Origin of the sequence: Polaribacter sejongensis (assembly GCF_038024065.1) — a bacterium.
In the GTDB taxonomy this organism is placed as follows: domain Bacteria; phylum Bacteroidota; class Bacteroidia; order Flavobacteriales; family Flavobacteriaceae; genus Polaribacter; species Polaribacter sejongensis.
This window is the reverse complement of sequence record NZ_CP150667.1, coordinates 918,847-936,373: the sequence shown is the minus strand read 5'-3', so window position 1 is coordinate 936,373 and position 17,527 is coordinate 918,847. Positions and strand designations below refer to the sequence as shown.

Genomic DNA, 17,527 nt, shown 5'->3' with positions numbered 1-17,527 from the left:
CTATTAAAAGAAAAAATGAAAAAACCCCAGACGAATCTGAGGTTTTATTTAAAATTTGAATGTTGTTTCTTATTTAAAAGAAGCCCATTGGTTTCTTGTCGTAAGAGATTAACATGTTTTTTACAACACGGTAATGATCTAAAGCCATTTTGTGGTTTTCACGTCCGAAACCAGATTCTTTAACACCACCAAAAGGTGCGTGTGCAGGGTAGGTGTTGTATTGGTTTACCCAAACTCTACCTGCTTGTATAGCACGTGGTACTTGGTATAATTCATGTGCATCTCTAGACCAAACACCGGCACCTAATCCGTAAGGAGTGTCGTTTGCAATAGCAATAGCTTCTTCTGTAGTTTTAAAGGTTGTTAAGGCTACAACAGGTCCAAAAATTTCTTCTTGAAACACTCTCATTTTATTATCACCTTTTAAAACCGTTGGTTGTACGTAGTAACCTTCGGCTAATTCACCATCATAATTACCAGCTTCACCACCCGCTAAAACAGCAGCACCTTCTTCAATACCAATTTTAATATAATTCAGTATTTTTTCGTATTGTGCTTTAGATACCTGAGAACCAATCATGGTTTCTGGATCTAATGGGTTTCCTGGTTTTACTAGTTTTAAACGCTCTTGCATTTTTTCTACAAAACGATCTGCAATATCTTCGTGTACTAAAATACGAGACGGAGATGTACAAATTTCACCTTGGTTTAAAGCGAACATTAATGCACCTTCTATAGCTTTGCTAAAGAACTCATCGTCTTGAGCTGCTACGGACGGGAAGAAAATATTTGGAGATTTACCGCCTAATTCCATCGTTACAGGAATAATGTTTTCTGCTGCATTGTGTAAAACTTTACGACCTGTTGCTGTAGAACCTGTAAAAGATAATTTTGCAATTCGTTTAGAGCTTGCTAAAGCTGCACCTGCTTCATTACCAAAACCAGTCACAATATTTAAGACACCTGCTGGTAAAATATCTCCAATTAATTCCATTAATGCGATAACACTCGTTGGAGTTTGTTCTGCTGGTTTAACAACCGCTGTACAACCTGCCGCTAAAGCTGGCGCAATTTTCCATGCTAACATTAACATCGGAAAGTTCCAAGGGATAATTTCCCCAACAACACCAACAGCTTCGTGTAAAACGATACTTACGGTGTCTTTATCGTGTTCAGAAATACTTCCTTCATCTGCACGAATTACACCTGCGAAATAGCGAAAATGATCTATACAGTAAGGAATATCTGCTGCACGAGCTTCACGAATTGGTTTACCGTTATCAATGGTTTCTAAGGTTGCTAAATACTCTAAGTTATCTTCCATAACCTGAGCAATTTTTAACAACGCATTACTACGTTCTGTTGCAGAAGAGTTGCTCCATGCTGGGAAAGCTTCGTGAGCAGCATCTAAAGCAAGGTCGATGTCTTCTTGTGTAGAACGTGCTGCTTGTGTAAATACTTTTCCGTCTACTGGAGATCTGTTTTCGAAATATTGACCTTTAACGGGTGCTACAAATTTACCGCCAATAAAGTTCCCGTACTTTTCTTTAAATACAGGTTTTGTTACATTTGCCATAATTATATATTTTTATTTATGTTTAATAATTTCTTACAAAATCTCTTGTTTGTAAGCATGGTGCAAATGTATGTTGGTATCTAAAGGTTTTATTTATTGATTTGGTTCAATAGCTTATGAAAAAGGTTCAATGTTGTGTTTTGGGTGAGGTAAATAAGTTGAAATTTAATTAATTAACTTAAAATCAATTATTTATGTTTATTTTAATTAATTTTAAACATCCGTTGGACTTATTCCGAACTTGTTTTTAAAAGCTATACTAAAGTTAGACAGGTTGTTATAACCAATATCTAGGTAAATATCCGAAGGTGTTAAGATGCCTTCTTGTAAAAGTGTTTTTGCTTTTTGAAGACGTTTGTCTTGAAACCATTTTCCTGGAGGTTCGTTATAAGCGGCTGTAAAATGACGTTTAAAAGTTGATAAGCTCATGTTACACAAAAAGGCAATTTCTTCTATTTTTAAATTAGAATTTACATTGCTTTCTATGGTCTTTTTAAAAGGAGATATTTCTTTAGAGATTAAAGAATGTAAATAATACTCGAATTTAGTATCATATTTGTCTAATAAATACAGCATTATTTCATCAAACTTTAGAGAGAGTAGGGCAGTGCTATAGCTGTTTTTGTCAAATGTTTTAGAAGATAAAGAGCTGATAAAGGAAGCTATGTAATCGTCGTTTTCTATCACAAAATAAGCAGATTCTTCTTTATATGGTTTTACATTGTTGGTGTATTTGCTTAAAAAATCGGTGAGTTTTTTTTCAGAAAAAAAGAAAAGTTTGCAGTAATAAATAGCTTCTGTGTCTAGTAATTCTGTCCAAAGCCAATTTCCTTTTTTTAATAATAAAGACTGTTCTTTATTTACAGCAATAGCAGTATCTGCAAAATGCACTTGCTTTTTACCAACTTGTAAAAAACTAAACATATTCATCCCTAAATTAACCTTGCTTTTAACAACGTCACTAGTCATTTTAAAATCATAAACAAATAAATCTAAACTCTCTTTAGTATTATCTATGTATATCTCTGGGATGTTTTCAATTGCCATTCAGTCTTTGTTTTTGCGGGTGAAAGATTGTAAAATTAGTATTTTTAAACAAAAAAAGGGGCATAGAAAAATATTTTTGATTGTTTTCTAATCAAAATGAACCTTTAGTTTTCTAAATAAATGGATGGTATTTAATCCATCACAAACTTAAATCCTGCGGTAATTATACTAGAGCTAAACGAAGTATCTCTATCATACTGATAAAACTTTAAATCGATACTTTTTAAACCAAAATTACGAATGTGTGCTTTTGCAAAAATATTGGTGTAAGAAACTCCAAAACCAAATTGATTGGCAGTAAATTTAGAGAGATCATAATCAGACGTATAATATTCATCTGTAGAAAGTGCCGTTTGACTAGGTTTAAAATAATCTGCTTCCGATTGATTGTAATAGCGATAAGAAGGATATAAAGTGAATTTATCTGTAATTTTTACAGGTATTTCTATGCTTGCCGTGTTAGAAGAAATTCCCCAATCATCGTAATAGTATCGGTAAAAAGTTCTAAGCGTTACAATTTCATTTAAATACCAATTTAAACGACCACCAACAGCTACTTTAAATCTAGAATCTGGCAAACGTTCTATATCATCAGCAAGCTGAAAATTCTCTACAAAAGAATCTGCTACATCACTAAAATAAACTCTTTGAAAAGGAGTGGAAAGCAAACCATCTTGTTTTACAAAATCTAAAGCCAAAGAACCTTGTACATTTTTATGCAGTATTTGAGAAAATCCAAAACCTACAGAATACGAGTTTCTAGCGGTACCATCTAAAGGAACAAAAGAAGGCGTGTAATTGGCATTACCAGTAATGGTAGCCTTGTCTAAATTGAAATCATCTTCATCTTCACGGTCTTCTCCGTCTTCTACATTTGCACTTCTTAATTCTACCGGATACAATAATTTCCAAGAATCGATATATACATTACCATGCACGCTTATTTCTGTGTTTTTCTGATTGAAAAGTTTGGTATAGCTTCCGCCAACGCCTACAGAGAAATAATCATATTCTGAAGAAATGGCTAGTTTGGTAGACCAAATGTCATTTCTATCGTCTGAACTATGTGTATAACTCCCCGTTAAATTAAACCAAAGATCACTGCTAGAAGCACCAGAAGAAGCCTGAAAAGGATCTGCGTGATCACCATCAAAAGGATTAATATTACTAGATGATGCAGATGTATATGCAGAAATTCCGGCATCAATAGTTAGTATATCGTCATCGTTTAAAGGCATAGAAACCACAAAAGTTCCGGTTACATCGGTTAACGATTCCGAGCCACTACCACCACTTACAGCAGCGTTATCACCATCTTGAGAGTAGTAACTTGTTAAGAAATCTACTTCGGTAGTTTCTAGTACTCGTTTTTTATAGACTTTGGGTGCATCTTGTTTTGTTTGTGCATTCACTTTTACAAAAGCAAATACACATATAAATAGGATTATATTTTTCAATTTATTTGAGAATAATTTATTATTAAAATCCGCTTTTCAGCGGGATAACTTTTACTTTATTTCTATAAAAGGTTTGCTTTAATTACAGCCACAACCTCCGCCAGTTTTTCCTCCATTGGCACCAACAGCAGCTTCTCTGTATGCTTGTGCTGTGGCAACATTACGGTCTGCTTTTTTATCAGAAAGCACCATATCTGGGTCGTTTATATTTACTTTCTCGTATTCTTTAAGCACCACACAACTACTAAAACTAATTGTTATCAATGCAGCGCATATACATTTTTTAATCATAATTTATCTATTTCTATATTCTTTGATGTTGTAATTTTTCCGGTATCATCAATAATGATGCATTCTATTTTGGGTAATTGATTAATTCTATCTAAACCTACCTGTTTCCCCATTACAAAAACAGAGGTTGACAGCGCATCTGCCAATTCTGCTTTAGGCGCAAAAACGGTAACACTTATAATTCCGGTAGAAGGATATCCTGTTCTTGGATCTATAATATGTGTGTATCGTTTGCCATTAAAATTTACGTATTTTTCATAATTTCCAGAAGTAACCACTGCGCTATTATTAAGAGGGAATACAGCAAATACTTTATTCTTATTCATAGGGTTTGTAATAGCTACTTTCCAATCTGTTCCATTAGGTTGTTTTCCCCAAGTATTCATATCGCCAGAGGCGTTGATAATACCAGAAATTGCACCTTTAGAAATAAGGAGCGCTTTTGCTTTATCTGCCGCATATCCTTTACCAATGGCACCAAAACCAATTTTCATTCCTTTCAATTTTAAAAAAACAGTACTATGTACTTTGTCTAAAACAATGTTTTGAATCCCCACTTTTGTTACAGAAGCTTTTATTGTTTCTTCTGAAGGCATTCCTTTCATGCTGCCATCGAATTTCCATATTTTATCCATGGATGCATAGCTAATATCAAAAGCACCATCGGTAAGTTTAGATATTCGGATAGCTCTTTCAATCAAATTAAAAAGTTCAGGAGCTACTTTTACAGGTTTTATCCCTGCATTTTTATTGATTTCGAAAGTTTGTGAATGCGCATCCCAAGAAGAAATAAGTTTTTCAATTCTTGTAATTTCGGCAACCACCAAATCAATGTATGCATCTCCCTGAATTTCATTGTTGGCTACAACCGTAATTTCAAAACGACTTCCCATTAATTTGAGTACTCGTTTATAAGGTGTTTGTGCAGCACATACGATAGATAATAGTACTAAAAAGGAGGTAAGTAGTGTTTTCACTTTAGTTGGTAAAAGAGTTCAATTCCTTGATATAATCTTCTGGTGTAATTTTTTGATAACCTGTTTCTACAAGGACTTTGCCATTGGAATTGAGTACAACCACAAAAGGAAAAATTCCGTTTTTGTTATAGGTCTCTGCTAATTTGGCATTTGCAGCGGTCTGAGCATCTGATAAGGCATTTTTCTTTCGCTTCGGAAAATCTGCTTGCAGCATTACGTAATTGTCTTTTGCATATTGTTTAAAAGCAGGGGTGCTCCAAATTTGGTGATCTAATTTAATACAAGGTGCACACCAATCTGAACCTTGAAAAACCAATATGATCGGTTTACTTTCTTTTGTAGCAATTTCTTTAGCTACTGTAAAATCTGTTTGCCATTCTTGTGCAATTGTGGTACTTATGCTTATAAGAAAAAAGGCTACAAGGACTATGTGTTTTTTCATGTTGTTATTTCTTTATTTACTTTGGTATATTGTCAACAATTAGTAGACAACCTTACAACGAATGAATCGTATTTTTTGTTGTATAAAAGGTGTGTTTATTCTATTAAATGTAAAGGGTTTTCTTTTTTTCTTAGGATTGTTTAAAAGAAAAGCCCCTTCAGGTTTCTGAAACCTGAAAGGGCTAAATAAATAGATATAAAGTTATTAGAATGGTGCTTCTAATTATTTTTTAAACATCTCTTTTTGTAAGCCGTTATTAAATTTAATATTGGTCCAGTTTACTTGAATCCAAGGAGCATCTGTAACTTCTGCATCCCAATTAGACGCTTTGTATTTACGTTGTGTAGGGATTAAAATACCTTCTATATTTTCATATTTCAGTTGCATTAAAAGAGGATCTGATTTTTCGAAATCCATTACAGTAAATAGAAACTGATCTATCATTTTAGTTTCTTTATTGATGTATACTTGGTAAATATCTTTTGGCTTGTTATTGCTACCATCAAAGGTAATTTTAACAACATCATAAACTGTTCCTTCAATTGTTTGCTCGTTTATATATTGATATTGTACACTAGGATCTAATAATTTTTGAATCATACAGAACCAGTAAAAATTAGTAGGTCTGTTAAACGCAACTTTTTTTAATGCTGCCGAATCAGTTATGATTTCTCCATTATTTTTTAACCAATATTCATTTCCATCATAGCCTTGTTCTACTTTACCTTTTAAGTCTGTTAACGTTCTTTCATGCTTTGTGTAAGCTCCGTAAGATAGTTCTCCGTCAAAAATATATTTTTCTGTAGAAATATCTGTTTTTCCATCTGGAGTTTGGTAAGAGTAGGTGTAGACCACATCTTTTTTAGCTGCAAGTATTTGGTAATTCCCAGTTTTTTGTACGGTGTTGTAAACCAATTTGTGTCCTTTGTTTTTAAAGGTAATTGGAGTTTCTTTTTCTGTATTTGTTTCTGTTTTTACTTCGGAATTTGTTTTTTTATTTCCACAAGAAAAGAATAAGAAACTAAAGGCAATTAAGATGATTTTGGTTGCGTGCATAAATGTTTTATTTGGTTATTGATAAACCTCAAAATTAATAAAATACTATTGTAAACGGTACTACAGTTTTGTTAAGATTTTGAAAATAAATAGCTTTTCACAGATAAAAAAAAATAAGACTTTTTGTCTTATTTTAATTTGCTTAATGCATCTAATATATCAGACGATTCTGCTCTTTCTCTATAATCGGCATCTAAAAAAGCATACTGAATTACACCGTTGGTATCAACAACGTAGGTAGCTGCTAAAGGCAACTCGTTATTTTTATCTCCATTTACATCACTTAAGCCAAAACCTGCTTCATAAATTTCGGCAACTTCATCAGTTAGTTTAAAAACAACACCATATTCTTTACCGATGGTATTACCAACATCACTTAAAACATTAAATTCTAAATTGTTTTTTTCGGATGTGCTTAAAGAATTATCTGGCAACTCAGGAGTTAAAGCCATAAGTGTTGCACCTGCTTGTTGAAATTCTGGTAATTTTTCTTGTAAATAATGTAACGTGATATTACAATACGGACACCAGCCACCTCTGTACCATGTTAAAACTACCGGTCCGTTTTTTAATTCATCGTATAAAGATACAGATTCGTCTAAAGCATTTTTTAAGTTAAAATCAGGAGCTTTATCTCCTACATTTAAAGCTTTTTCAAGTATGCCAGAATCTGCGACACTTGTAATTCCGTCTGCATAAATTTTATTCTTTTCTTTGGTGAATTTAGCTGCACCTTCTTTACGTTTTGCTGCTAATAATGCATCTAATTCTCCTTTATTATTTTTTAATTCCATTGGTATATTTTTAAAAATTATTTTGACTAATTAATTATACTTAATTGCATCGATTAATTTATTCATATAGAAGCAATATATCTTGTTGAGTCTTTCTACTCTGCGCAAGACAAGCTTCAGTCGAAACCTATTCTAGTAATTAAATAGTTCTCGACTGCACTCGAACTGACAATAGCTAATTTTATAAACTACTTTGTTCTTTCATTAACTCTGTAAGTACTTGTTTAAAAGTGTCTACAGGTTGTGCACCTGTTACCGCACTTTTTCTATTAAAAACTATAGTTGGTACAGAATTAACTCCTAAATTTTTCCAATAATCTTGCTTTGCTCTTACTTCGCTTCTTGCAGATTCAATATCTAATTTTGCAAGTCCTTCTTCTGCATTTAAACCAACCTCTAATAAAGCTTGTTTTAAAACATCTCTTTTAGAAACGTCTTTGCGCTCACCAAAAAAGGATGCTGTTAAACGCATTTTTAATTCGGTTTGTTTGTTAAAAATCTTAGCGTATTCTAATAAAACATGTGCATCAAAGGTGTTTACCATGCGCATTTCATCAAAATAATCGAATTTAAAACCTAATTCTGCACCAGCTTCTGTCATCATTTGCTTCGATTCGTTTTGTTGCTCGGTTGTAGAACCATATTTTTCTGTAATATGTTCGTTTACATTCTGACCTTCAGCAGGCATATTGGGGTTCAACTCAAAGGGTTGCCATTCGATGTCTACTTTATCTTGAATACCAAGTTCTATTATTGCTTTTTCTAAACGTTTATATCCGATAGTGCACCATGGACAAACAACATCAGAAACGATGTCTATTTTTAATTTTTGTGTCATTTTATGTTTATTTTTAGGCTCATTTAAATTCAATATTTAAAGCTATAATTACTAGTTTGACTTTTATTTAAAAGACGAAAAAGTAATTACTATTTACTTATAATATCAGTATTTAAAAAAGCATGTTCTTTTTTCTGGTCTTCAATATTATTATCTTTTGATAACATATTAAAAATCATTGAATTTACTGTTCTACTTTTATTTAGATCGGGTTTCACAATTTTTGCTTTATGAAATACACCTAAGGTTTCTCTTCCTTGTTTTGGATTGCTATTATTAATTAAAACAATCTTATACGTATGTTTATCAAATGATGCTAGCTTGGTAATATAGGGTGTAAGTATAGCTTCATCTTCTTTAAATACGGGCGTAAAATTTTTAAGATACTCTTCTGAAGCCTCCTTATGATCATTTGCATACTTATAATAATCGGCTATATACAATTCACTTTCTATTGCACTTGGTTCGTAACCTAGCATTAAAAAAGATTGATCTTCTGCATTATCTAAGTGAAAAGGAGTGCTAACTTGTTGATCGAAACGAACCAACCAATGATAACTTAATTCTTTATTGAATCTCCTTAATGTAAAAACGGATAATTCATTTTTTAGCGCAACCATAATAGCCCTAAGTTCAGATGAAGTTCTATTTTCTCCAAAGTCAAGGTACACAAAACCAGGTGAATTTGTATTTGTTCTAAATACATTTTCTATGCAATGTTCTGCTATCTTTTTTATGTTGACTTCTTTTATCTTCATGTTACCTTAAATACCTTTTTACTGATAAGTTACTAGAATATCTGCTACTTTTTTTAAGTCGGTTTCTACAATTTCTGGTTTGGGTGCCAACGGAAACAATTGCTGACCAGGTCTTGCTACAAAAGCAGCTTTTAAACCGGCACTCATTGCTCCATATACATCCCAACCATGCGCTGCAATTAACATGCATTCTGCTGGTTTTACATTCATTTTTGTTGCTCCCCAAAGATAAGTCTCTGTAAAAGGTTTAAACTTACCGGTTTCTTCAACACTTAATTGTTCATCAAAATAATCGGTTAAACCAGCATTCTCAAATTGATTTTTTAAACCTTCGGTGGATGAGTTTGTAAATGCGACTAATTTGTAACCTGCTTGTTTTAATTGAAGCAATGCTTCTTTTACTTCTGGGTGAGGAGGTAGGTTTTGCATTGCATTTCCAATTACCGCTCTCGCATTTTCTTCTGCGATGGTAATGCCATTATTAGCAGCCACCATTTGCAAAGCTGCAGCACCAATGTGTCCAAAAGGTTTATAATCTCCGCTTGCGGATGTGACTAAAGAATACTGTAACATCGTTGTAAACCATAAGGGAAGTAATTCGTCTTTTCCTCCCAAAGCGTCACCTACCTGTTTTTTCATTTTGGTAAGATCTAATAGAGTTTCGTTTACATCAAAAAAAAGTACTTTCGGTTTTATGTTACGGTTATTTTTCATCTTTATAAATTTATCAATTCACTAATTTGAAGCTCTCCTTGTACGTTGCTATAATTTTTTATGTCGTCTGCAAATACTTTTGCATGCGGACCAAATGATTCTTGAAAAGAAGCAACATCATCAAACAATAAATGTGCAATTGCTACATAAGGAGCCGGTTCTCCAGGAACTCTACTTCCAATTCCTAAATCTAGTTCCATTCCTTTAAATGCACTACCAAGTGCTTTAGAAATCATTGGTAAATGACTGTTTTTATAATATTCTACATCAAACTGTACGTCTTTAGAGTTTGGATACATTACAGATACTTTTATCATAATTTTATTTTAAATATAGTTATTAATACCGAATAAACCTTCCGAATGATTCGGAAGGTTTATAGTATAGTACTCAATTATCTTTTTGTAATTATGCTTTGTCTTTGCTCCAAGCAAAAGATTTAAAAGCAGCATCTACAGGTGTATTTGCAATGTGATTTGTATAGTTACTAATTACTTTTTGAGAAAGACCTAAAATAATTTCTAAGACTTGTTGCTCACCGTAACCAGCTGCATAAAATGTATCTAAATCAGCTTGTGTAGCATTACCACGGTTTCTAACAATAGTTAATGCCATTGTACGTAAAGCTTCTAATTTAGGACTTGCTAAAGGAGTTTCGTTACGTAAAGCTTCTGTAATTGTATCGTCTACTTTCATCATTTTTGCAATCCCTGTATGAGCAGGAACACAGTAATGACATGCATGCTCTACGTTAATTGCTTGCCAAACTACCGTTAATTCTTCTTCATTAAAAGAAGTATTTGTAAATAATTCATGTAATGTTTGGTAAGCATCTAAAAGCTGTGGAGAGCTTGCTAAAACACCGTGCAATCCAGGAATCATACCGTACGCTTTTTGAGATTTTTCTAACAATGCTTTACTTGCTTCTGGTGCTGTTTCTATGTTGTGAATTTTTAATGTTGTCATAATTTCTATTTTTAATTTATTATTATTTATGTTAAATTTAACTAAACTATCGTTTAGTTATTGGTTAAAAAAAATGTTTATATATTTATAAAGGTCATTTCTATGTAATCTTCAATTTCTTTTTTACTATTTACTCTTGCTGCTGCTGCTAAACCATGTTTTGCCAACAGTAAAAAATTGGCTTGTTTTTCTATGGTTTTTAAATCTTTTGACCCGTCCAATTTAAGCTTCTCTATAATTAACTCTTTTAAGTTATTCATAAAAGCAGTCATTTCTTCTTTAATCAATGCATCTTCAGATTCTGAAAATTCATTATAGGTATTTGTTACCAAACATCCCTTTATGTTGTCGTCTTTAAAGTTAGAACTTACAGAGTCGTAGAAAAATTGTTTAATGTCATCAACTCCGTTGGAAGCATTTTTGAATTTATCTAAAACCACATTTACCTGTCCTTTATAGCATTTTAAACTTTCTAGAAAAAGACCGTGTTTATTACCAAAACTAGAATAGATAGAAAACTTGTTAATGCCCATCTCTTTCTCTAGCATTTGCATAGAAGTGGTTTGATAGCCATTGCGCCAAAAAAGCTTCATCGCTTTTTCAACTACTACATCTTCGTTATATTCTTTTTTTCTTGCCATTATATTCTAACTACGATGCAAAACTAAACAATCGGTTAGTAATAAAAAAACATTTTAATGTTTTCTTTTAAATTTTATGATGATTTTAACAAGTTAAAAATAGGGAAGTCAATAAAATAAGGAGACGAGCGGTGTTTTAAAAGGTTTGTGTTTTAATTAAATATTGTTACGAAAATAATTTAGGAGTTTTTTTTCGTAAATAGTTTATTCTAAACATTGAAAATCATGCAATTATATGTATGTTTGCGAAAACAATTAACTAGCAGTTATGAAATATATTAATTTAAAATACTTAAAAAAGAAGATTTATACTTTATTTAATAACGTTTTGGTGTGTGTTGCTCAATCTAATTCATTCCTTTTTCGGGTAAATAAAAGAATTTTATTGTCTGTTTTTATGTTATTTATGTTTTCGACAACATTTAACGTAGAAGCACAAACAATTTTTGAAAAAGGAAATCATAAGTTTAAAACTTCTGGTTATTTAAGGACAGGTGTTGGGCGAAGTGAAGGTGGGGAAACGCAAGCGCATTTTCAGATGCCAGGTGCTCAAAATAAATATAGTTTGGGAAATCAGGCGGATACTTATGGAGAGTTAGAGTTTGATTATTCGTATTATTTTGATGAAGAGAAATCGAAATCTTTAGATGTTATTTGGATGAGTTCTATTTATGAAGATTTTGGAACGGATACTCAAATGAGTTTTAATAAAACGGAACAATTATATGTGCGTGCAAATAATTTTTTGGGAAACGGAGAAGTTATTTGGGCGGGTAAACGATTTTATGATCGTAGAGCGGAGCATATGTTAGATAGGCAATGGGTAAATCCAGGACAAAGAGGTTGGGGATTTGGTGTGGAAAAACTGATTCAGAAAGGAACTGGTGAAGATATTAAATTCGGTATTTGGGCTTTTCAAGAGAAAGGAAAGGATGTTTCTTTTATAAATGGTGAAGAAGATGACTTAAGAGCGTATACGGCAGATGTGCGTTATGTGCATTTACCAATTAGTGAAACTCTTAAAATGAATGTCTCTTTAAATTATAGTTATCGAGCAGAAAATGAAATCATGGAATATGATGCTAAACACGGTTTTGCGGTTATTTCTTGGTTAGATTATGAAAAGAAATATATTACATATACAACGGCACTTATATTTAGACAAGGGGCTTCAATACCAATACACCACTGGTCTGGAATGTCTGAAAAAGAAAATCCAGGAAATGATAACATCGTTTTAAATGATATTGCGAGTTCTTACTTTTTAGAAATCAACAATAACTTTTTATATGATGATAAAGAAACTTTTGCTGTAAATGGTATTCTGTCTGCTGTAATGAGAGATTACGGAACAAAGCCTTATGAATACAATAGTGCTAACCCTACTAATAAAACCTATTTGCAAGGGAGAGACAAAATGCTGTATTGGTTAACGGCTGGTGCAAGAGGAATGTATTATATGAGTGATCATTTTAAATTACATCTAGAATTGACGCATGAGTATATAAAAAACGAACAATTAAATGTTTCTGGTAATCTTGATAAAATAACGTTTACGCCAGAGCTTTCGTTAAAAAAAGGTTTTTACGCGCGCCCAGTATTGCGTCCGTTTGTTACCTACGCTTTTTGGAGCGATGATTTAAAAGGGCTGATTGGTAATACGCCTAACGGGGCTCCTTTTGGGAATAATACTTCCGGATTTACCTATGGATTGCAATTTGAAATCTGGTGGTAAATCAACTTAAAAAATAAATAAACAACAATTAACTTAAAATTTATAATCATGAAAAATACATTTTCTTTAATGGCAGCAGTATTATTAATTCTTTTTGGAGCGACAACGACGTCTGCAGCAGATAAAAAAGTAATCGTAAAATCTCCTGATGGCAAAACGCAGGCGGAAGTAAGTATAGGTAAATCTATTTATTATACTATTTCACAAGACGGAGTGCAGGTATTAGAGCCTTCTCATCTTTCTATGACCTTGTCTGATGGAACTATCTGGGGACTAGGTTCTAAAATAAAAAATATTAAAACAGCGAAAGTGAATGATGTAATTAATGCCCATTTTTACAAATCTAAAACGGTAAGAGATGAATACAATAATGTTATTGTAACGTTTAATGATCATTGGAGTTTAGAGTTTAGAGCTTATAATGATGGCGTTGCGTATCGTTTTGCTTCAACCAAAAAAGGAAATTATGAAGTAGTGAGTGAGCAAGCGCAATATAAGTTTGCACACGATGTAGAGACTACAGTACCGTATGTGTATTCTCCAGGAACTATGGAGCATCAGCTTTTTCAATCTTTCGAAAATCAATACACACGTTCTAAAATTTCTGATTTAGATAAAAATAGGTTGATGTTTTTGCCTTTAAGCATCGAGTCTAAAAACCAAAAACGTATTACCATTACAGAAAGTGATTTAAGAAATTATCCAGGAATGTACTTAACCACAAGTATTGGTAAAAATACAATGAATGCTTTTTTTGCGCCTTTAAGAGATGATGTAGAAGAACACGCAGGGTATAATAATCTTCAAGTAATTGTAAAAAGTAGACATCCTTTTATAGCGAAAGTAAACGCACCACGTAGTTTTCCTTGGAGAGCGGCAATTGTAACAAGAAATGATGTTGAGTTGGCGAATACAACCATGTCTTACAAATTAGCTGCTAAAAATGCTATTGGAGATACTAGTTGGATTAAACCAGGAAAAGTTGCTTGGGATTGGTGGAATAACTGGAATTTAGAAGGTGTAGATTTTAAAGCAGGTATTGATAATAGAACGTATAAATATTATATCGATTTTGCTTCAAAAAATGGTATTGAATATGTAATTTTAGATGAAGGTTGGTCGGTTAATAAAGTATACGATTTAATGCAGGTTGTTCCTGAAATTGATATCAAAGAACTGGTTGATTATGCAAAAGAACGAAATGTAGATATTATTCTTTGGGCAGGTTATTATGCCTTTGATAAAGATATGGAAGAGGTTTGTAAGCATTATAGTGAAATGGGCGTAAAAGGTTTTAAGGTCGATTTTATGAATGGTGATGATCAAGAATTGGTGTATTTTAACGAGCGTTCTGCGCAAATGTGTGCAAAATATAAATTGATTGTAGATCTTCATGGTACTTATAAACCAGCAGGTTTACAACGTACCTATCCAAATATTTTAAATTTTGAAGGAGTGCATGGTTTAGAGCAAATGAAATGGCAACCAAAAGAATGTGATCAAGTTACCTATGATGTTACGTTTCCGTTTATCAGAATGATTTCTGGACCTGTAGATTATACGCAAGGTGCTATGAATAATGCCGTAAAGGCTTTAAATACTATTACAAATGAAGTAGAAACTCAATATGCTCCTAACTTCTCAAAACCGATGAGTCAAGGAACACGTACGCATCAATTTGCAGAATATGTAATTTTCTTTTCTCCTTTAAATATGCTTTGTGATACCCCAACGAATTATGAAAAGAATCCGGTTAGTACAGAGTTTATTGCTTCTATTCCAACTACGTGGGATGAAACTATTACTGTTGATGGAAAAATAGGAGAGTACATTATTACGGCTCGTAGAAAAGGAAATGACTGGTATATTGGTGGTTTAAATAACTGGGATGCTCGTGAAATAACGATCAATGTAAAAGAAATTACAGGAAAGTCAGGAACCGCTACTGTGTTTAAGGACGGGCCGAATGCAGATATGAATGGAGTTGATTTTGTGAAAAAAACAGAAAATATAAAAGATACGTTTACAGTACGTATGGCTCCAGGAGGAGGTTTTGTAGTGAAGATTTAATGAGTTTAATTTTTTTTAATCCCCCGATAGTTGTAAAATCTATACTTGTTGTAATTTCATACAGGTATAGATTTTTCTATGAATAAGACATTGTAATTTTTAAACAATTATATTTGTTGTAATTAAGGTTTGATTATGAATAAAAAGGTAACATTTAAAGAAGTTGCAGAATTAGCAGGGGTTTCTACGCAAACGGTCTCTAGAGTAACTAATGGAGGAGAAGGAGTGAATGCGAATACCTTAAAAAAAGTTCAGGAAGCAATTGATCAGTTAGGGTATGTGCCAAATAAAGGAGCTCAGCTTTTAGTACGTAAAAAAGCAAAGGTTTTTGGTGTCATAACATTAGAAATGACCATGGAGGGTGCTTCTAGTATTGTCAATGGAATTCGCTTAGAAAGTGAAAAAGCTGGGTATGCTATATCTATTGCTGTTTCAAATTCTGAAGAGAAAAATTTAGAAAATGCCATACGAGAGTTGAAATCTCAACAGGTAGACGTTGTGTTTGTGAATTTGCCTGTGCAAAAAGAGTTGGCGGAAAACTTAGTAGCAAAACATAAGCATTTACCTTTTCTATTTATTGATGTTTCGCCTGAAGCAAATGTGAGTCAGGTTGCTGCAGATCATTACAAAGGCGCTGCGTTAATTGCAGAGTTAATGTTGAAACAAGGAAGAAAAAGGTTTGCGCTTTTAAATGGACCCGCTCATTCCCATGCTGCGAATTTAAGAAAACAAGCTTGGTTAGATATTCTAGAATCCTCGGATGCAGAAATTGTGACAATAGAAACAGGAGATTGGAGTGCTGAAAGTGGGTATTATGAAACAGCAAAACTACTCTTGCGACCACAAAATATAGATACTTTATTAGTAGGGAATGATCAAATGGCATTGGGAGCTTTAAGGGCTTGTGCAGAACAAAAATATACTGTGCCAGCACAAATAGCGGTAACTGGTTTTGATGATACTATAAATAGTGCATATTACAATCCGCCATTAACAACCGTTCATCAAAATTTTTTAGAAATAGGGAAGCAAGCTGTAAAGCAAATATTAATACAGCTAAAAAATGAAAGTAATATTTCTAAAATGGTAATTCCTGTTCAGTTAATAGAGAGACAAAGTACGATGCCTGTAAAAGAAAATTTAAATGCTGTAAAAGAAATTAAAGATTTACTTCAAAAAATACAAACACTTTTACCGAATAGTTAATATCTGGCTTTCTATTTTAAAATCTTATGCGTTTAAAATAGTTCTAACTTCTCTAAATGGTAGCTATCGGTTCAGATATTTTAGATTCTAAATTATCAAAATCATATAAGTTTTTATCTAAAAGGTGAGAAGGAGATACGTTCTGTAAAGCATTCATCATGATCGCATTTCTATTTGGGAATTCAGTTTCCCAGTCAGAAATCATTTGTTTTACGTTTTGGCGTTGCAAGTTTTCTTGAGAACCACATAAATTACAAGGAATGATAGGGAAGTCCATAAAGTCTGAATACGTTTCAATATCACTTTCTTTACAAAAAGCCAAAGGTCTTAAAACAACTAAATCACCTGCATCATTTTTAAATTTCGGAGGCATGGTTTCCATTTTTCCTGCAAAAAAGAAGTTTAAGAAAAAAGTTTCTAGAATGTCATTTCTATGATGTCCTAAAGCCAATTTATTACAACCTAAATCTTTAGCAGCTTCATATAGCGTTCCTCTACGCAAACGAGAGCACAAGCTGCAAGTTGTTTTACCTTCGGGCGTTTTGTCCATTACAATCTTATAGGTATTCTTTTCTATAATTTTATAATCAACCCCTAAATTGTGTAAATAGGTTGGGAGTATTTCTTCTGGAAAACCAGGTTGTTTTTGGTCTAAATTAACGGCAACAATATCAAAAGAAATAGGCGCTACTTTCTGGAAATACAATAACATGTTAAGCATTGCATAACTATCTTTTCCGCCAGAAAGGCAGACCATAATTTTATCTCCTTCGGCAATCATTGTAAATTGCTGTATCGCTTCTGCAACAGAGCGCTGTAGTTTTTTTGTAACCTGTTTTATGTTTTCCATGGCTGCAAAAATAAGTGTTTGTTATGGAAGTTTAAAAAGGTATTTTAAATTATAAAAAATATAAATTTTAAACAAATATTATTAATTTGATAAAAATTATAGTTTGATC

General features: G+C 32.7%; 18 protein-coding genes. 3 read left to right on the top strand and 15 right to left on the bottom strand.

The genetic code is table 11. From position 1 onward, the window contains the following. Positions 1–73 precede the first annotated feature (73 nt). From WHD08_RS03690 to WHD08_RS03625, 14 genes are all read right to left on the bottom strand, one after another. Positions 74–1,576 carry an aldehyde dehydrogenase family protein gene (locus WHD08_RS03690; RefSeq protein WP_208889180.1) on the bottom strand — a complete coding sequence of 501 codons (1,503 nt, stop codon included), beginning with the start codon at positions 1,574–1,576 and terminating at the stop codon, positions 74–76. Between the two features lie 213 nt (positions 1,577–1,789). Continuing rightward, positions 1,790–2,623, bottom strand: a complete 834-nt coding sequence (locus tag WHD08_RS03685; protein WP_208889181.1) for a helix-turn-helix domain-containing protein — start codon at positions 2,621–2,623, stop codon at positions 1,790–1,792. Positions 2,624–2,754: 131 nt separating this feature from the next. Beyond that, positions 2,755–4,080, bottom strand: a complete 1,326-nt coding sequence (locus tag WHD08_RS03680; RefSeq protein ID WP_244183256.1) for a DUF3570 domain-containing protein — start codon at positions 4,078–4,080, stop codon at positions 2,755–2,757. A gap of 78 nt (positions 4,081–4,158) precedes the next feature. Further along, positions 4,159–4,371 carry a DUF4266 domain-containing protein gene (locus WHD08_RS03675; protein ID WP_165733280.1) on the bottom strand — a complete coding sequence of 71 codons (213 nt, stop codon included), beginning with the start codon at positions 4,369–4,371 and terminating at the stop codon, positions 4,159–4,161. Continuing rightward, complete coding sequence (locus tag WHD08_RS03670) at positions 4,368–5,348, bottom strand: FAD:protein FMN transferase (protein ID WP_244183257.1); 981 nt, start codon at positions 5,346–5,348, stop codon at positions 4,368–4,370. Before WHD08_RS03670 ends, WHD08_RS03675 begins: the two co-directional genes overlap by 4 nt. A gap of 1 nt (position 5,349) precedes the next feature. Continuing rightward, positions 5,350–5,790, bottom strand: coding sequence for a thioredoxin family protein (locus WHD08_RS03665; RefSeq protein ID WP_208889182.1), 441 nt, complete (start codon positions 5,788–5,790; stop codon positions 5,350–5,352). Between the two features lie 222 nt (positions 5,791–6,012). Further along, the gene (locus WHD08_RS03660) at positions 6,013–6,846 is read right to left on the bottom strand and encodes a DUF6503 family protein (RefSeq protein ID WP_208889183.1); all 834 of its coding nucleotides are present in this window, start codon (positions 6,844–6,846) and stop codon (positions 6,013–6,015) included. Positions 6,847–6,974: 128 nt separating this feature from the next. Beyond that, a complete protein-coding gene (locus tag WHD08_RS03655; protein ID WP_208889184.1) occupies positions 6,975–7,640 on the bottom strand; it encodes a peroxiredoxin-like family protein in 666 nt (221 codons plus the stop codon). A gap of 181 nt (positions 7,641–7,821) precedes the next feature. Further along, positions 7,822–8,478 (bottom strand): DsbA family oxidoreductase, encoded by a 657-nt coding sequence (locus WHD08_RS03650; RefSeq protein ID WP_208889185.1) that lies wholly within the window; start codon positions 8,476–8,478, stop codon positions 7,822–7,824. 89 nt (positions 8,479–8,567) lie between these two features. Next, on the bottom strand, positions 8,568–9,236 hold the full coding sequence (locus tag WHD08_RS03645) for a hypothetical protein (RefSeq protein ID WP_208889186.1): 669 nt from the start codon (positions 9,234–9,236) through the stop codon (positions 8,568–8,570). An 18-nt stretch (positions 9,237–9,254) separates the two neighbouring features. Continuing rightward, positions 9,255–9,950, bottom strand: coding sequence for a haloacid dehalogenase type II (locus WHD08_RS03640; RefSeq protein ID WP_208889187.1), 696 nt, complete (start codon positions 9,948–9,950; stop codon positions 9,255–9,257). 2 nt (positions 9,951–9,952) lie between these two features. Beyond that, positions 9,953–10,267, bottom strand: a complete 315-nt coding sequence (locus WHD08_RS03635; RefSeq protein ID WP_208889188.1) for an EthD family reductase — start codon at positions 10,265–10,267, stop codon at positions 9,953–9,955. A 91-nt stretch (positions 10,268–10,358) separates the two neighbouring features. Then, positions 10,359–10,916, bottom strand: coding sequence for a carboxymuconolactone decarboxylase family protein (locus WHD08_RS03630; RefSeq protein ID WP_208889189.1), 558 nt, complete (start codon positions 10,914–10,916; stop codon positions 10,359–10,361). Between the two features lie 77 nt (positions 10,917–10,993). Further along, on the bottom strand, positions 10,994–11,557 hold the full coding sequence (locus WHD08_RS03625; protein WP_208889190.1) for a TetR/AcrR family transcriptional regulator: 564 nt from the start codon (positions 11,555–11,557) through the stop codon (positions 10,994–10,996). 268 nt (positions 11,558–11,825) lie between these two features. Between WHD08_RS03625 and WHD08_RS03620 the strand changes: the two genes are divergently transcribed. The 3 genes from WHD08_RS03620 to WHD08_RS03610 all read left to right on the top strand — a co-directional run bounded on the left by WHD08_RS03620 (position 11,826) and on the right by WHD08_RS03610 (position 16,568). Beyond that, on the top strand, positions 11,826–13,292 hold the full coding sequence (locus WHD08_RS03620) for a carbohydrate porin (RefSeq protein ID WP_208889191.1): 1,467 nt from the start codon (positions 11,826–11,828) through the stop codon (positions 13,290–13,292). 48 nt (positions 13,293–13,340) lie between these two features. Next, the gene (locus WHD08_RS03615) at positions 13,341–15,362 is read left to right on the top strand and encodes a glycoside hydrolase family 97 protein (RefSeq protein WP_208889192.1); all 2,022 of its coding nucleotides are present in this window, start codon (positions 13,341–13,343) and stop codon (positions 15,360–15,362) included. 135 nt (positions 15,363–15,497) lie between these two features. After that, complete coding sequence (locus WHD08_RS03610) at positions 15,498–16,568, top strand: LacI family DNA-binding transcriptional regulator (RefSeq protein WP_208889193.1); 1,071 nt, start codon at positions 15,498–15,500, stop codon at positions 16,566–16,568. A gap of 52 nt (positions 16,569–16,620) precedes the next feature. Here the strand turns inward: WHD08_RS03610 and ttcA are convergent, their stop codons facing one another. Continuing rightward, a complete protein-coding gene (gene ttcA / locus WHD08_RS03605) occupies positions 16,621–17,418 on the bottom strand; it encodes a tRNA 2-thiocytidine(32) synthetase TtcA (protein ID WP_208889194.1) in 798 nt (265 codons plus the stop codon). Positions 17,419–17,527: the final 109 nt, after the last annotated feature.

Excerpts from the sequence above, each read along its gene's own strand:
- WHD08_RS03625 (WP_208889190.1), bottom strand. The coding sequence starts at position 11,557 with ATGGCAAGAAAAAAAGAATATAACGAAGATGTAGTAGTTGAAAAAGCG.
- WHD08_RS03635 (WP_208889188.1), bottom strand. The coding sequence starts at position 10,267 with ATGATAAAAGTATCTGTAATGTATCCAAACTCTAAAGACGTACAGTTT.
- WHD08_RS03640 (WP_208889187.1), bottom strand. The coding sequence starts at position 9,950 with ATGAAAAATAACCGTAACATAAAACCGAAAGTACTTTTTTTTGATGTA.
- WHD08_RS03645 (WP_208889186.1), bottom strand. The coding sequence starts at position 9,236 with ATGAAGATAAAAGAAGTCAACATAAAAAAGATAGCAGAACATTGCATA.
- WHD08_RS03655 (WP_208889184.1), bottom strand. The coding sequence starts at position 7,640 with ATGGAATTAAAAAATAATAAAGGAGAATTAGATGCATTATTAGCAGCA.
- WHD08_RS03685 (WP_208889181.1), bottom strand. The coding sequence starts at position 2,623 with ATGGCAATTGAAAACATCCCAGAGATATACATAGATAATACTAAAGAG.
- WHD08_RS03615 (WP_208889192.1), top strand. The coding sequence starts at position 13,341 with ATGAAAAATACATTTTCTTTAATGGCAGCAGTATTATTAATTCTTTTT.
- WHD08_RS03690 (WP_208889180.1), bottom strand. The coding sequence starts at position 1,576 with ATGGCAAATGTAACAAAACCTGTATTTAAAGAAAAGTACGGGAACTTT.
- ttcA (WP_208889194.1), bottom strand. The coding sequence starts at position 17,418 with ATGGAAAACATAAAACAGGTTACAAAAAAACTACAGCGCTCTGTTGCA.
- WHD08_RS03610 (WP_208889193.1), top strand. The coding sequence starts at position 15,498 with ATGAATAAAAAGGTAACATTTAAAGAAGTTGCAGAATTAGCAGGGGTT.
- WHD08_RS03630 (WP_208889189.1), bottom strand. The coding sequence starts at position 10,916 with ATGACAACATTAAAAATTCACAACATAGAAACAGCACCAGAAGCAAGT.
- WHD08_RS03650 (WP_208889185.1), bottom strand. The coding sequence starts at position 8,478 with ATGACACAAAAATTAAAAATAGACATCGTTTCTGATGTTGTTTGTCCA.
- WHD08_RS03675 (WP_165733280.1), bottom strand. The coding sequence starts at position 4,371 with ATGATTAAAAAATGTATATGCGCTGCATTGATAACAATTAGTTTTAGT.
- WHD08_RS03665 (WP_208889182.1), bottom strand. The coding sequence starts at position 5,790 with ATGAAAAAACACATAGTCCTTGTAGCCTTTTTTCTTATAAGCATAAGT.
- WHD08_RS03660 (WP_208889183.1), bottom strand. The coding sequence starts at position 6,846 with ATGCACGCAACCAAAATCATCTTAATTGCCTTTAGTTTCTTATTCTTT.
- WHD08_RS03620 (WP_208889191.1), top strand. The coding sequence starts at position 11,826 with ATGAAATATATTAATTTAAAATACTTAAAAAAGAAGATTTATACTTTA.